Genomic DNA, 14,521 nt, shown 5'->3' with positions numbered 1-14,521 from the left:
AAAAGTGAATTATAATGTTCTACAATAACGCAGTCTGTGATATCTATATCGGGAAAAGTGCAGGGAAAAAACTGATGGAAGAAATCAGGTGTGCAAAACGGGATGTAAAGATTGTTTCACCATATCTTTCACCTTTTTTGATAAAGGAATTGATTTATCTGCATTCGAAAGGAATTGATATTCATCTTATTACTACTGATGAAATTGAGGATTTTTACCGTTACGAAAAGAATATTCACAAGCTTATCATTCAGGAAAAACGCACGGATCAAAAAGCAAAGGAAACACGGGACAGCCTTATAAGCTCTGCAAAAACGCTGCTCTTCACCATAATCGGATTGGGATTTGTGCTGCTGTCATTAATGATTTTTCTTAAAGAAATTAAATTGGCTTTCGGTTTTATTGTTGTTGTCTTACTGTTCCTTGTAAGAGATTTTATGATCAAAAGAATTAAAAATATGAGGATTTATCGGTATTCTTACAGGCAGCTGTTTCCTTTCAAAGTTTTTATTTCGCCTAAAAGTAAAAATTCTTATAATAAGACCTTTATCCATAGTAAAATTTACATTATTGATAATGAAATCGCTTATATGGGATCTCTTAATTTCACAGGAAACGGGGTAAGGGAAAATCATGAAACAAGAATAAGAACCACAGACCCTATTGTTGTAAAAAGAATTTCAGATGAAGTTAATTTTCTGTTCCATTCTAACCTGGCAGAGAGAGACATACAGTATTGGGGCAGCCAGCTGTATTCCGAATCTATTAATTAAATTTAATTTTTCTGGGAAACAATAAAATTCACCATTTCATCTGTAAGCTGGTTAAGATAGGTTTTGTCTGTGGACCGGAAGCCGTGATTTCCGTCTTCTACAATAGTTAAGGTATTTTGTATATTCTTCTTATTGAGTTTTTTATGAAGTTTCTTTGACTGCTTCATAGGGACTATCTTATCTTTGTCTCCTTGTAAAATTAATGTTGGAATTGCAGTGTTCGTGTAAGTAATCGGAGATATGGTTTTAAAATATTGTACTACTTTTCTTTTATCTTTATTGATATCATATCCGGACATTCCTAGAATAATCTTTTGACGAAGGTCAACAATATTTTTCATAAATACACCTACAAAAAACACTGGGATTTTTCCCATTCTTGTATGCAAAAGCTTGTTCATATCGGTAGGCCCAAAGTTATTGACTACATAATCCACTTTTGCAGAATATCCTGAAAGCTCAGAGCTTCCCTTGAATTCATTTTCTGAAGTATAAGCCGCAAGCATTGATAGATGAGAACCCGCCGAAGCACCGAAAAGGCCAATGTTTTCAGGGTCAAAATTATATTTATCCGCGTTTTTTCTCACCCATCTTACAGCATCTTTCGTGTCCTGAATGGGAAGCGGAAAATGAATTTCAGGACTTATCAAAGTATAATCTATACTGAGTACAGCGTAATTTTTTTGAATTAATTTTAAAATGGTGTTTTCAATATAGCTGTCGGCCCTGATGATTTTATCTCCCTGCGCCCAGCCTCCGCCATGAACATAGAGCACAACCGGAAGCTTTTCTGACGAATTATTTTTAGGTCTGTAAATATCAAGCTGAATGGGTTTACCATTTTCATTGGTCTTGTAGATAATATTCTCTGAAACCATTGTTTTTTCGGGTAAAAGAAAGCTTTTCTGTGTTTCAGGTTCGATCTGATTTTGTGCAGAAGCTGTATTAAAAAATCCCAAAAAGAAAACAAAAAACAGGCTTACGGAAAACCTGTAAATTATATTTTGATTAAATGAATTCATAGAATATTTTTTGAAAAGTGGTTGTGTTTACAAACTCCTCAAAAAGTTTACCAAAAAAGTCATAACATCATATTTGATGCATAATTATGGTAATCATCCTAGAGAATTAGCTCCTGAAACAGCTTGTGAAAGGTTTTTTCCAGGTCTTTGGATTTTCCGGGATGAGGTCTGGAAGTCTGCACCACCGAACTTCTCACGGCTGTCAGCCAGCGAAAACGTTCAGGAATATCCAGCTGTGCAATTGGTCCGCCGTCTTTTTCCCCGTTGGCAATTTTTTGGAAGCTCTCCAGATTCTGGATGATATCATCGTAATCCAGCTTACTGTGCATCAGCTTAAATTTATCTGGGCACAAATAAAATTCTACCTTGATGAATTTCTCCTTCTTTGAAAACATCACCAGCCCGATGTTGAAAAACTCTTCTCTCTCAACCTTCGGCACCAGGCGTATTACGGCGTATTCGTATATTTTATCCTCTTGCATTTTTGGCTTCGTTTAAAAAGATTTGGGAATTTTCTAATCTTGTTTTCAAAAACTGAAAATAAATTTCACGAATTTCTTCAGGTGTTTCATCGGCGTCATTCCAGTGCAGCCAGTCTTCAGGAATTAAATCAACTATTTCCCTGAAAATATTTTCATTTAAAACTTCTTTCGCAAAATTATCCGCTTCATCCAGCTTTGTAGCCTGTGGGAGCAAAACATGGTCTTTTACATATTTAAAAGGAGTTTTTGCCGCCGCATCAAAGTTCTGCCACGAATGGTGAAAATAAAACGAGGCGCCATTGTCAATGACCCACAATTCTTTATGCCACATCAGAAGATTGGTGTTTTTAAAAGTACGGTCGATATTCGTAATAAATGCGTCCAGCCAGACAATTTTTGAAGCCAAAAGTGGATCAATTTTCACGCTAGGATCATAAGCAATAGAGCCGGAAAGATAATGCAGGCCAAGATTCAATCCTTCAGAAAATTTCAGAAGGTCCTGAATTTCCTCATCGGCTTCCGTTCTTCCGAAATCTACATCAAGATTCACGAAAACCAGCTCTGGAATCTGCAATCCCAGGGCTTCTGTAATTTTTCCGCCTAATAGTTCAGAAATCAGCATCTTAACTCCATGACCGGCGCCACGGAATTTCAAAACATATTTAAAATCGTCATCAGCCTCTGCCAGCGCCGGAAGCGAACCTCCCTCACGAAGTGGCAGAATGTAACGCATAACGGTTACCGTTCTTAAATCCAACATACCGCAAAAATAAGGCTTTTCCTTTGTGTTTATTTCTATTTTTAATATTTTTAAGTGAAAAATTAAGTTTAATAAAATCTTTAAACAGACCTTTTGCCATTCCATAGGAATCTGGACATTATTTTAAAAACTGGTATTGCCGAGATTCCTACGGAATGACAAAAAATAGGGTTATCTAATAACAAAATATGAACATCACAAAAAGACAAAATATCATTCTCTCAAATCCTGAGACTAAAGAATTTCTAGCTGATGCCTGTTATCCTGAAACAGATAAAAAACTACCGCTAGTCATTTTTGTTCACGGTTACAAAGGATATAAAGACTGGGGAGCCTGGAATTTAATGGCGGAAAAGTTTGCGGAGGCCGGTTTTTTCTTTGTTAAATTCAATTTTTCACATAATGGGACAACGCTGGACAAGCCTGATCAATTTGCTGATCTTGACGCTTTTGGAAATAATAATTATTCTAAAGAACTTTCGGATTTAGGTGTCGTGATTGATTATTTTAGCAAAGAGGAGCAGGTGGATGACCAAAAAATTGTGTTAATCGGGCATAGCAGGGGAGGTGGAATTTCCATTGTCAAAACCTTTGAAGACGAAAGAATTAACGGATTGATTACGCAGGCCGGTGTAGATTCTCTTGATCGCTTTCCGAAAAATGCAGCTTTTGAAAATTGGAAAAAAGAAGGTGTATTTTATGTTTTAAATGGAAGAACTAAACAGGAAATGCCACACTATTATCAGTTTTATGAGGACTTTGAGAAGGATCTTCATCGGTTTGATGTGGAAAGGGCTGCAGAAATGGCTAAGGCCCATGTGCTAATCATTCACGGAACCAATGATGAAAGTGTAAGTGTGAAAAATGCGGAACACCTTCATATTTTAAATCCTAATTCAGAATTATATTTAATTGATAATGCAAATCATACCTTTGGGGCAAAAGAACCCTGGGACGAAGAAATATTACCTAAAGATTTAAATGAAGTTGTACAAAAATCAATTGAGTTTATCAATTTGAAGATTGTTAATGAATGAAGCAAGGAAGTTGGAAGCAGGAGGATGGAAGTTGCAAATGGAACGCTGATTTTTAACAGTTGAAAACTTCCAGCCTCCTGCCTCACCTCCAGCTTATTTTTTTATTAAAATTTTCCAGGCTTCATCAATTTTGCTTTCCAGTAATAACTTCTGTGCATTTTGATGAACCGTTTCATCGGCATGATAATTTCCGGCGGGTAAAACTTCTACGTTCGCAAGCATTCCCAGGTCGTTTCCTGTGAAAATTTTACTTAATTTAATTTCATCCGGCAGAAGATCAAAGCCAATTCCTTTTGTTACCAAAGGTTTCGGAACTTCAAAAAGACTGTTTTCATTGCTTCTGGAATACCAGTTTCCACCTAAACGGGCTACCATATCCAGCTTTTTCTGGTCAATATTTCCTTCTTCGTTCAAATATTCTTCTCTGATATGAATTTTCTGAACTTCGCAAATTACCAGATTTCCTGCACCTCCCTGATCTCCTAAATGTTTTACTTCTAATACTTTACATTCAAAATTTACGGGACATTCTTCTATCAGCTTTGGGGTAACCAACTCGGCATCTTTCATGGTGAGCCCTGATTTTACAAATTCATTTACACCATCACCATATTCAGTTGATGCTAATGAAATCTGCTGAACAATCGGGAAATTCACGGTTCCAATGACAACTTCCGGTACTTCTAAAACATTTTCTAGTGTATGCTTTGTTGTATTATCACGAACTCTTCTTGATGGTGAAAAAATCAAAATCGGGGGAACCGTACTGAACATATTGAAAAAGCTGAACGGCGATAAATTAATATTGCCATTTTTATCAACCGTAGAAGCCAATGCGATAGGACGCGGGGAAACAGCGGTCTGCATGATGGTTTGCAGCTGTACGGGAGTTATTTCGGAGGGGTTTACTGTTTTCATATTTTTATTTAACCACAAAAGTCACAAAAGTTTTTAAAGAAAATAATTTGAATCTTTAAGATCAAAAAAGCATGTCGTAATATTTATTTACAAAAGTTTCATGTCCTTGATGATATAAATTTTTTACATTAAAATTTATCAATATTCCTTTGGGTTTCTTCATTAAATTAATATAATTCAAAACTTGAGCACGATGAATTTCATTTAGTTCTGAAACTGCTTTCAACTCAATTACAATTAAGTCCTCAACTAAAAAATCACAGAAGAAATCACACTTAATCTCTTTTCCTTTGTAAATGATTGGTATTTTGAATTCAGATTTAAAATTTATATTTCTTAACCTAAATTCTTCTTCTAAACATTTATGATAAACACTTTCTAATAAACCAGCTCCTAAGATTTTGTGAACTTCTATGCAAGCTCCATTAATCTTATAAGTTAAATCAGTTAATAAGACTGTGTAATCATTAAAGCTTTTGTGACTTTTGTGGTTATAATTTAATTAGCAGGAATAATTTTACCTGAAACCTCGCCAAAGCCTACTCTCACACCATCTTTTTCAGCCCAGGCTTTCATTGTTATGGTATCATTGTCGTCGATGAATTTTCTTTCCTGTCCGTTGCTTAATTGTAAAGGATTTTGGCCTCTCCAGGTCAGCTCAAGCATAGAACCGAAAGATTTCGGGTCACTTCCTGAAATGGTTCCGCTGGCATACAGATCACCCACTTCCACGTTGCAGCCGTTTACTGTATGATGAGCCAATTGCTGGGTCATATTCCAGTACATATGCTTGTAATTGCTTTCGCAGATAAGGTTTTCTTCACCGTTTTCAGGCTGTAAGTAGACTTCAAGATTAATGTCGTAATTTTTGTCACCTTCAAATTTCAAATAATCCAAAACTTCAGGGTCCTGGGCCGGAGAAGCCGTTCTGAATGGCTCCAAAGCTTCCAGAGTAACCACCCAAGGGGAAATTGACGAACCGAAATTTTTAGCTAAAAATGGTCCAAGCGGAACATATTCCCAAGCCTGGATATCCCTTGCCGACCAGTCGTTGAAAACCACCATTCCGAAAATAGCGTCTTCAGCTTCTTTTGTGGAGATACTTTCGCCCATTTCGGTGTTTTTGTTGATGATAAATGCCATTTCCAATTCAAAATCTAATTGTTTTGAAGGTCCGAAAACCGGCTTTTCTGCATCTGCAGGTTTTGTCTGGCCTTTTGGACGATTGATTTCCGTTCCTGAAACTACGATGGATGAAGCTCTTCCGTGATATCCTACAGGCAGGTGTTTCCAGTTAGGAAGCAGTGCATTGGCAGGATCTCTGAACATTTTTCCTACGTTGGTAGCATGTTCGATGCTGCTGTAAAAATCCGTGTAATTCGGGATGTGAACCGGCATCATCATTTTTACTTTATCCAGGTCATAAAAAGCTTCTTCTATTGTTTTTTGATCCTTTGATAAGATTGAACCGTCCAGCAATAATTCCTGAATTTTCAAACGAACGGCATTTGTAACCGGTTTTCCAAGCTCAATGAATTCATTTAAAGTATAAGCTTCAAAAACATTATCGTCCAGACCTTCTATCTCTTCAAAATATGCTAGATCATATAATGTTGCCAGATCGATAACCTGATCGCCGATTCTTGTGCAGCATCCGATATATTCTTTATTAAAGACCGCTACTCCGAACGGAATATTGTGTATAGAAAAATCCGAATTTGAGGAATACTCTACAAATGATTTCATAATTTTAGTATTTAATTTGATTGAGTTTAAACACAAATTCCACTAATTTTTAACGAATTAGTATTTATGCACTTTGCGTTTAAAAATATTTACTTTTTGTTTTTAGCCTTAGAAAAAGATTCTTCGTCGATCCATCTGGCTTTGGTATTTACATCGATCAGGTACAGGATATTGTCCTGTTTTGTAAGCAGTAAAGTTTTTGTGACCGGGATAGGAACTTTCTTATTTTCAAGCATATCTGCTCTTAAAGAAACGATGTTTTTCTTTCTGATAATATCACCTGTGAAAACATTCGAGCTACTTTCTCCGGTTGCTTTGTCATCGAAAACCTCTACATAAGTAGCTTTTTTACCTTTGATCACAATGAAGTCCCTTTCTGTGTGATCTGCTTCATCTTTAATAAAAATAAACTTCTTATTATCAATGTTTACCGCTTCCAGATTTTGATTTACGCCTTTTCTTTCTTCAAGTCTGGTAAGGATTTCATTTAATGATCCGTACTGAGCCTTAACACCTAATGTAGCTCCGATAAATAAAATTCCGATTAAAAATTTTCTCATAATACTGTGTTTTTAAAAAAAAGTTTTGTCAAGACTGTTCATCCTGACAAAACCCGATATTGTTAATTAAATTAAAGATTTCCTCTTTTTTCCTGTTCTCTTTCCAATGCTTCGAACAATGCTTTAAAGTTTCCTGCTCCGAAGCTCTGCGCACCGTGTCTTTCAATGATTTCAAAGAATAGGGTAGGGCGGTCTTCTACAGGTTTTGTAAATATTTGTAATAAATATCCCTCTTCATCATGATCAATAAGGATGCCTAAGTCCTGAAGCTTCTTAATATCTTCATCAATATGGCCCACTCTTTCAGGTACCATTTCGTAATAAGCTTCCGGCGGGGCAGAAAGGAATTCTACACCACGTTTTTTAAGCTCAGTTACCGTGTGGATGATATCTTTAGTGGCAACAGCAATATGCTGTACTCCTTCACCCTCGTAGAAATCAAGATATTCTTCTACCTGAGATTTCTTTTTACCTTCTGCGGGTTCGTTGATAGGGAATTTTGCGTATCCGTTTCCGTTTGACATTACTTTAGACATTAGTGCAGAATATTCCGTATTGATCTGCTTATCATCAAAAGAAAGGATGTTTACGAATCCCATTACCTTTTCGTACCATTCTACCGTAGGGATCATTCTGTTCCAGTCTACATTTCCTACGCAGTGGTCTACATATAAAAGACCTGCATCTTCCGGCTGGTAAGCACTTTCCCATTTTTCGTAACCCGGCATGAATGGTCCTGTATAATTTTTTCTTTCTACAAACATGTGAACCGTTTCCCCGTACGTATAGATTCCGGACATTCTCACTTCACCGTTTTCATCGGTAAGCGTTACCGGCTCTAAGTAAGGTTTACCGCCTCTTTTTGTAGTTTCTTCGAAAGCTTTGTATGCGTCATCTACCCAAAGTGCCAAAACTTTTACTCCGTCTCCATGTTTTTTTACATGTTCGTTAATCGGTGAATCAGACTTCAGACCTGTGGTAAGAACTAATCTTATTTTCCCCTGCTGAAGTACATAAGATGCACGATCTCTCACCCCTGTTTCAGGCCCGGCATAAGCCAAAGACTGGAAACCGAAAGCGGTCTTGTAGTAATGCGCAGCCTGTTTTGCATTTCCTACATAAAACTCAATGTAATCTGTACCATTAATTGGCAAAAAATTCTCTGCTTGAGCAATTTTTTCGGCAAATGTAAGTGTTGACATATTTTCTATTTTTACTTTTTTAATTACAGGTATGCAAATTACGAATTTCTTACTAATACGGAAAATATAAACGAACAATCGTTAGTCCTGTTTTAAGATAATCTAAAGAAAAGTTCATTTAAGTATGCTTAAGTTTATTATCTTATGACTTGTATGTTTAATTTTGTATTCACAAACCGATGAAAAAAGAATATTTCGATCAAGGGAGCCGCAGAAAGTCTGTGGCTTTCTTATGTATTGATGTTCTTTATTTTATGTTGTTCAGCCGGCCGGCGTCCGGATTGTAATTATCCCAGATTTTCCACTGGTTATCTATTTTTTTAATGAAATAAATCTGGGTGTTTAACTGATTTACGAAATGTTCTTCTCCCGTTTCCCCCACTTTGAACAGCAGATTCCAGAATTCCTGGGATTCAAGGATCTTTTTATCCGGCTCATCTGTTACGATATTGATATCAAAAACTTCATAATTGGAACGGTTATTTTTTGTGATCAGATGAAACTGCCTGTCACATAATTCCTTGCTGAAATGAGAGGCTCTTTCCAGAAACGGAGACTCATTGAAAACGAGGTCTTTAAACATTTCGACGTTATGATTCGGGAATTGTTTATAGAATTCAAAAACAGTAGCACAATAATCGTACACGATCTTGAAAAACCTTTCTTTGCTGTCATCATTATTCTCCTGCCTTTTTTCTTTTATGTCCAGAATGTATGCATTCAAATCTTTATAGAAATATGCAAATTTTATCCAAAGTTTTTAAAAACCTCAGATCACTATGTGTTTTATCCTGATAATCATTTTCAAAAAAACGTTGCAGCGTAACGTGTGAAATAGTATTTCCTATTTCAAATTTTTTTCCTCCCTTTAGTTCTTCAGCGTCGGACAGCTCTTCTTTTATAATTTCTGAAAGAATGATATAATGGCTTCTTTTCCATTCATCCACATTCCCCAAAACTGAATTTTTAACTTTAGAATGCTTAATGACTTCCTCCCGTATAGAATTATATATAGTCTTCAATTTCCAATGTTTAAATAGCAAATAATCAAAAATACTGCCACAATACTGAGCATTTTTTCTGCTATTTTGTTATAATAAGTTTAAAAATACATTTTTTTAATTTAAACGAAAAATTTAATAAAATAAATCTTTTTAACGAATAATATTAAATATGTTTAAATCTTTCATAAGCTGCTCTTTCCAGCATTTCCCTGTCATCCGGGTGAGCAATACTTATAAGTTCCTGTGCTCTCTGGCGCAGATTTTTCCCATATAAATAAGCCGTTCCGTATTCCGTGACAACATAATGGATATGACCTCTTGTGGTAACGACTCCCGCTCCCTGCTTAAGAAAAGGAACGATCCTTGAAACGCCTTTTTTAGTTCTGGAAGTGATTGCGATGATTGGTTTTCCATCTTCACTCAGCGCCGCGCCGCGCATAAAATCCATCTGGCCGCCAATCCCGCTGTATTGAATAGTTCCGATGGAATCTGCACAAACCTGACCCGTCAGGTCAATTTCAATAGCGGAATTAATTGCCACCATTTTCTTGTTCCGCATGATATTGATCGGAAAGTTCACTGCGCTTACATCATTGAATGCAAAAACCGTATTATCATCTACATAATCATAAAGTTTTCTTGTTCCGAAACAGAAGCTTGTAATGGTTTTATTATTGTGATAACCTTTATATTTATTGTTAATAACGTCATTTTGAATTAGATCTACCACGCCGTCACTCAGCATTTCGGTGTGAACACCAAGGTCTTTATGATTGTTCAGGCATTTCAGAACCGCGTCAGGAATTGTCCCGATGCCCATCTGAAGGGTAGATTTGTCATCAATTAATTCAGCAACATTTTTTCCGACTTCCATTTCTTCGGGGCCGACTTTTGCGCCATAATCCACAGTCGGAAGCTCTTCTTCATGCCATACCAGCTTGTGAATTTTGCTGATGTGAAGCATCCCGTCGCCATGCGTTCTTGGCATTAACGGATTAACAATAGCAACGATTATTTTTGCCGTGTCAACAGCTGATCTGGCAACATCCACTGAGGTTCCCAATGTACAAAAACCGTGCTTGTCAGGTGGTGAAACGGTGATAAGAGCTACATCCAGAGGCAGAATATTTTTTCTGAATAAAATAGGGATTTCACTCAGAAAAACGGGAACAAAATCACCTCTTTCAGAATTCACTGCATCACGAACCGGTGTTGAGACAAACAGGGAATTGATGAAAAATTTATCCTTATATTCTGGCTTTGCAATTTCCACATTGCCCTGCTGGGTGATGGAAACCATTTCTATATTATCAAGACGGTGAGACTGTCTCGCCAGTTCGTCAATTAAATAATTCGGTGTACATGCACTTCCGTGGAAGAAAACACGGTTTCCGCTTTTAATGGTATAAATAGCTTCTTCTGCACTGACGTAATTATACATATTAAACTTTTTATAAATGTTAATCTTAGTTTACCTGATTTAAAGATAGTTCATATTAAATTTATTTCTTACAATTTTGGACCTCTTTTTTAGAAACTTTTATCATGTTTTAAAGCTTTGGACGAAAAAAAGACCGAATGCATTACATCCGGCCTTAATATTTTTAAATTACATCTGATTATTCCTGAGAACGGTCTTCCATAGTTTTATCCTGCTCTTCCAACCACGAAGTTTTATACGAAGGATCTTCCACTTTCAAAGCTTCTTCGGTAATTTTTAACGGTCTGAAAGGATCTACCATTACGGCATATTCTTCAGTGAATTTTTTACCAATACTTCTTTCCATTGCTCCCGGGTGCGGACCGTGAACAATTCCTCCCGGATGTAATGTAAAATCCATCAAATCAATATGATTACGGCTCATAAAATCTCCTTCTGTGTAGAAAAGAACCTCATCAGAATCAATATTGGAATGATTATATGGCGCCGGAATAGCCAATGGATGATAATCATACATTCTTGCACAGAACGAACAAACCACAAAATTGTGCGCTTCAAAAGTCTGGTGCACCGGCGGCGGCTGGTGAATTCTTCCCGTAATGGGCTCAAAATTTTTGATATTAAATTTATAAGGGTAAAAATATCCGTCCCAGCCCACAACATCGAACGGATGCGTTGCGTAGATGAAATCAGTAATTTGATTTTCTTTTTTTACTTTAATTAAAAATTCTCCTTTTTCATCTTTTGGCTCCATGAAAGTCGGTGCAATGATGTCTCTTTCGCAGAACGGAGAATGTTCCAGCAATTGTCCGAATTCGTTTCTGTATCTTTTCGGGGTGTATATTGGTGAATGGCTTTCCAGAACGAAGAAAACGGTGTCTTCTGAGTGCAGTTCAACCTGATAAATGGTCCCTCGTGGTATAATCAGGTAATCACCTACGAAAAAGTCAAGATTCCCGACAAAAGTTTTAAGTACTCCGCTTCCCTGATGAACGTATAAAAGCTCATCGCATTCCGCATTTTTGTAGAAATAATCCATCGATTTTCTTGGCTTGGACAATCCCATTTTCAGGTCATTGTTTACCATCAGAAATTTACGGCTGTCCATGAAATCATCTTCAGGAGTTACATTCATTCCTTTGAACATTCTTGGAGTTACGTTTTTATCTACCGCAATTTTCGGCGCTACATCTTTTGGCTCACTGATCGATTTTATCTGTGTCGGGCGGTGAATGTGATATAGTAAAGAGGAAATTCCATGAAAACCTTCCGTACCGAAAAGCTGTTCATAGTAAAATTTATCTTCCGGAGACTTGAAAATCGTATGTCTTTTTTGTGGGATAGTTCCCGACTGATGATATCTCATTTTACTTTATATGTAGTTTTCTCAAATTTAAGACTTTTTCATGAATTGGATTTAATAAGATTTTTATAATGAGTTTTGCTATTCTAAAAATAATTGTTAGTTTTGTCTAACAATTTCAATTTCATGACGCGAATATTATTTTTTGCCATCTTTTTATCACCCTATAGCTTTTCACAGCAAGTGGATAGTTTAGAATTAAATCAATACAATAAGATGGATTCAGCTAAAATTTTAAATAAGAAAGAAATTAAAACAAAGTTGATAGACGATGTTGTGATCACCGGAACCATAAAGCCTGTAAGCAGATCAAAAAGCCCGGTAGCTGTGGAGATTTACAGTCAGAAATTTTTTCAGAAAAATCCTACTCCCAATATCTTTGAAGCTATTTCAATGGTAAACGGAGTGAAGCCGCAGCTTAATTGTTCGGTTTGTAATACAGGAGATATCCATATTAATGGTCTTGAGGGGCCTTATACCATGATTTTAATTGACGGAATGCCTATTGTGAGTTCACTTTCAACGGTTTACGGCCTTAGTGGAATTCCCAACAGCCTGATCGACAGAATAGAAGTGGTAAAAGGCCCGGCTTCATCACTTTACGGCTCTGAAGCATTGGGAGGTGTTATTAATATCATCACTAAAAATGCTTTAATGGCCCCAAAATTAAGCATAGACCTTATGACAACTACCTGGAGTGAAAATAATGTAGATTTGTCTACAAAATTTAATCTCGGGAAAAAAGCAGCTTCGCTACTAAGTCTGAATTATTTTAATTATACTAAAAGATTTGATGAAAATAATGACAATTTCACTGATGCCGCTTTGCAGAACAGGATTTCTATTTTTAATAAATGGAATTTTCAGAGAAAAGAAAACAGGCAGGCAAGTTTTGCCCTAAGATATTTATATGAAGACCGTTTTGGCGGAGAAATGCAGTGGAATAAGTCGTTTCGGGGAAGTGATAAGGTGTATGGAGAGAGTATTTATACCAGCAGGGTAGAAGCTTTCGGAGTGTATCAATGGCCTTTAAAAGAGGATATTATTACGCAGTTTTCTTATAATTTCCATGACCAGAATTCATTTTACGGGACCAATCCTTTTACTGCAACTCAGAAAGTAGCTTTTGCGCAAACTTACTGGAACAAAAAACTGGGAAAGCATGATGTTATTTTAGGTGTGACGTTTAAAAATACTTTTTATGATGATAATACGCCCGGAACTTTGTCGGCCGACGGATTAATTAATGAGCCGATGAAGTCACCTATTTTTGGGGCTTTTGTTCAGGATCAGTGGGAAATTAATGAAAAAAATACGCTTTTGCTGGGGTACAGATTTGATTATGATAAAGTTCATCACGCGGTGCATTCTCCACGTTTCGCATGGAAATTTTCCCCGAATCCTTATCATACGTTACGGCTCAATTTCGGAACAGGTTTCCGTGTCGTAAATTTGTTTACAGAAGATCATGCGGCGCTTACGGGCTCTCGTGAGGTGGTAATTCAATCAGATTTAAAACCTGAAAGATCTATTAACGGAAATTTGAATTATGTTTGGAAGATACCAGTGGGAGAACGTTTGCTTAATTTGGACGCATCTGCTTTCTATACCTATTTCAGCAACAAAATTGTGGGCGATTTTGATACCGATCCGGAGAAAATTATTTATGATAATCTTCAAGGATACGGAATTTCAAGAGGCGTTTCTTTAAATCTGGATTATAATTTCAGCTTTCCGTTAAGTCTTAACCTGGGTGTGACTTATCTTGATGTCTATCAAAAATTTGATGACGAAAAAGAAAAAGTTCAGCAGCTTCACGCACCGAAGTGGAGCGGGACATACAGTTTGACCTATAAATTCCCAAGCAATCTGACGATAGATTTCACAGGACAATTTTACGGGCCGATGCGGCTGCCGGTTTTACCGAATGATTACCGTCCGGAATATTCTCCTTTTTTTACGCTGGCAAATATTCAGGTTTCAAAGAGTTTTGCATCTGGATTTGAAGTGTACTGCGGAATCAAAAACTTGTTCAATTTCACTCCGAATGATCCATTAATGCGGCCTTTTGATCCGTTTGATAATCATGTGAATGATCCGGTTAATAATCCCAATCATTATACCTTTGATACCACTTACGGCTATGCACCGATGCAGAAGATCAGGGGATTTTTGGGTGTTAAATATATTTTGAGATAAAGATTTAATAACCA

General features: G+C 36.6%; 15 protein-coding genes. 3 read left to right on the top strand and 12 right to left on the bottom strand.

Going from position 1 to position 14,521, the window contains the following annotated elements; all coding sequences use genetic code 11:
- Window positions 1–14: 14 nt before the first annotated feature.
- Complete coding sequence (locus H560_RS22675) at window positions 15–773, top strand: phospholipase D-like domain-containing protein (protein WP_155844970.1); 759 nt, start codon at window positions 15–17, stop codon at window positions 771–773.
- A 2-nt stretch (window positions 774–775) separates the two neighbouring features.
- Here the strand turns inward: H560_RS22675 and H560_RS0106210 are convergent, their stop codons facing one another.
- From H560_RS0106210 to H560_RS0106200, 3 genes are all read right to left on the bottom strand, one after another.
- The gene (locus H560_RS0106210; RefSeq protein ID WP_027379241.1) at window positions 776–1,795 is read right to left on the bottom strand and encodes an alpha/beta hydrolase; all 1,020 of its coding nucleotides are present in this window, start codon (window positions 1,793–1,795) and stop codon (window positions 776–778) included.
- Between the two features lie 98 nt (window positions 1,796–1,893).
- On the bottom strand, window positions 1,894–2,277 hold the full coding sequence (locus tag H560_RS0106205; RefSeq protein WP_027379240.1) for a DUF3037 domain-containing protein: 384 nt from the start codon (window positions 2,275–2,277) through the stop codon (window positions 1,894–1,896).
- Window positions 2,264–3,037 (bottom strand): HipA family kinase, encoded by a 774-nt coding sequence (locus H560_RS0106200; protein ID WP_027379239.1) that lies wholly within the window; start codon window positions 3,035–3,037, stop codon window positions 2,264–2,266. Before H560_RS0106200 ends, H560_RS0106205 begins: the two co-directional genes overlap by 14 nt.
- Before the next feature lie 188 nt (window positions 3,038–3,225).
- Between H560_RS0106200 and H560_RS0106195 the strand changes: the two genes are divergently transcribed.
- Entirely contained in the window at window positions 3,226–4,074 is an 849-nt protein-coding gene (locus H560_RS0106195; protein WP_027379238.1) for an alpha/beta hydrolase family protein, read from the top strand.
- 93 nt (window positions 4,075–4,167) lie between these two features.
- On the opposite strand, the gene H560_RS0106190 is transcribed toward H560_RS0106195, so the two are convergent.
- The 9 genes from H560_RS0106190 to H560_RS0106150 all read right to left on the bottom strand — a co-directional run bounded on the left by H560_RS0106190 (window position 4,168) and on the right by H560_RS0106150 (window position 12,311).
- Window positions 4,168–4,992: a flavin reductase family protein gene (locus H560_RS0106190; RefSeq protein ID WP_027379237.1), complete on the bottom strand. Its 825-nt coding sequence runs from the start codon at window positions 4,990–4,992 to the stop codon at window positions 4,168–4,170.
- Between the two features lie 61 nt (window positions 4,993–5,053).
- Entirely contained in the window at window positions 5,054–5,392 is a 339-nt protein-coding gene (locus H560_RS0106185) for a GxxExxY protein (RefSeq protein WP_262486263.1), read from the bottom strand.
- Window positions 5,393–5,490: 98 nt separating this feature from the next.
- Complete coding sequence (gene fahA, locus H560_RS0106180) at window positions 5,491–6,738, bottom strand: fumarylacetoacetase (protein WP_027379235.1); 1,248 nt, start codon at window positions 6,736–6,738, stop codon at window positions 5,491–5,493.
- 89 nt (window positions 6,739–6,827) lie between these two features.
- Complete coding sequence (locus H560_RS0106175; protein WP_027379234.1) at window positions 6,828–7,298, bottom strand: hypothetical protein; 471 nt, start codon at window positions 7,296–7,298, stop codon at window positions 6,828–6,830.
- Window positions 7,299–7,369: 71 nt separating this feature from the next.
- Window positions 7,370–8,500, bottom strand: a complete 1,131-nt coding sequence (hppD, locus tag H560_RS0106170; RefSeq protein WP_027379233.1) for a 4-hydroxyphenylpyruvate dioxygenase — start codon at window positions 8,498–8,500, stop codon at window positions 7,370–7,372.
- Between the two features lie 247 nt (window positions 8,501–8,747).
- Window positions 8,748–9,224 carry a hypothetical protein gene (locus H560_RS23275; protein ID WP_027379232.1) on the bottom strand — a complete coding sequence of 159 codons (477 nt, stop codon included), beginning with the start codon at window positions 9,222–9,224 and terminating at the stop codon, window positions 8,748–8,750.
- Window positions 9,225–9,228: 4 nt separating this feature from the next.
- On the bottom strand, window positions 9,229–9,522 hold the full coding sequence (locus H560_RS23270; RefSeq protein WP_228372431.1) for a hypothetical protein: 294 nt from the start codon (window positions 9,520–9,522) through the stop codon (window positions 9,229–9,231).
- A gap of 145 nt (window positions 9,523–9,667) precedes the next feature.
- Window positions 9,668–10,945 (bottom strand): acetyl-CoA hydrolase/transferase family protein, encoded by a 1,278-nt coding sequence (locus H560_RS0106155; RefSeq protein WP_027379230.1) that lies wholly within the window; start codon window positions 10,943–10,945, stop codon window positions 9,668–9,670.
- Window positions 10,946–11,123: 178 nt separating this feature from the next.
- Complete coding sequence (locus H560_RS0106150) at window positions 11,124–12,311, bottom strand: homogentisate 1,2-dioxygenase (RefSeq protein WP_027379229.1); 1,188 nt, start codon at window positions 12,309–12,311, stop codon at window positions 11,124–11,126.
- A 213-nt stretch (window positions 12,312–12,524) separates the two neighbouring features.
- Here H560_RS0106150 and H560_RS0106145 point away from each other — a divergent pair, with 213 nt between their 5' ends.
- Window positions 12,525–14,507 carry a TonB-dependent receptor plug domain-containing protein gene (locus H560_RS0106145; protein ID WP_155844969.1) on the top strand — a complete coding sequence of 661 codons (1,983 nt, stop codon included), beginning with the start codon at window positions 12,525–12,527 and terminating at the stop codon, window positions 14,505–14,507.
- Window positions 14,508–14,521 lie beyond the last annotated feature (14 nt).

The sequence above is a fragment of the Chryseobacterium daeguense DSM 19388 genome (assembly GCF_000430825.1).
Lineage (GTDB): Bacteria > Bacteroidota > Bacteroidia > Flavobacteriales > Weeksellaceae > Chryseobacterium > Chryseobacterium daeguense.
This window is presented reverse-complemented; position numbering and strand designations above follow the sequence as displayed.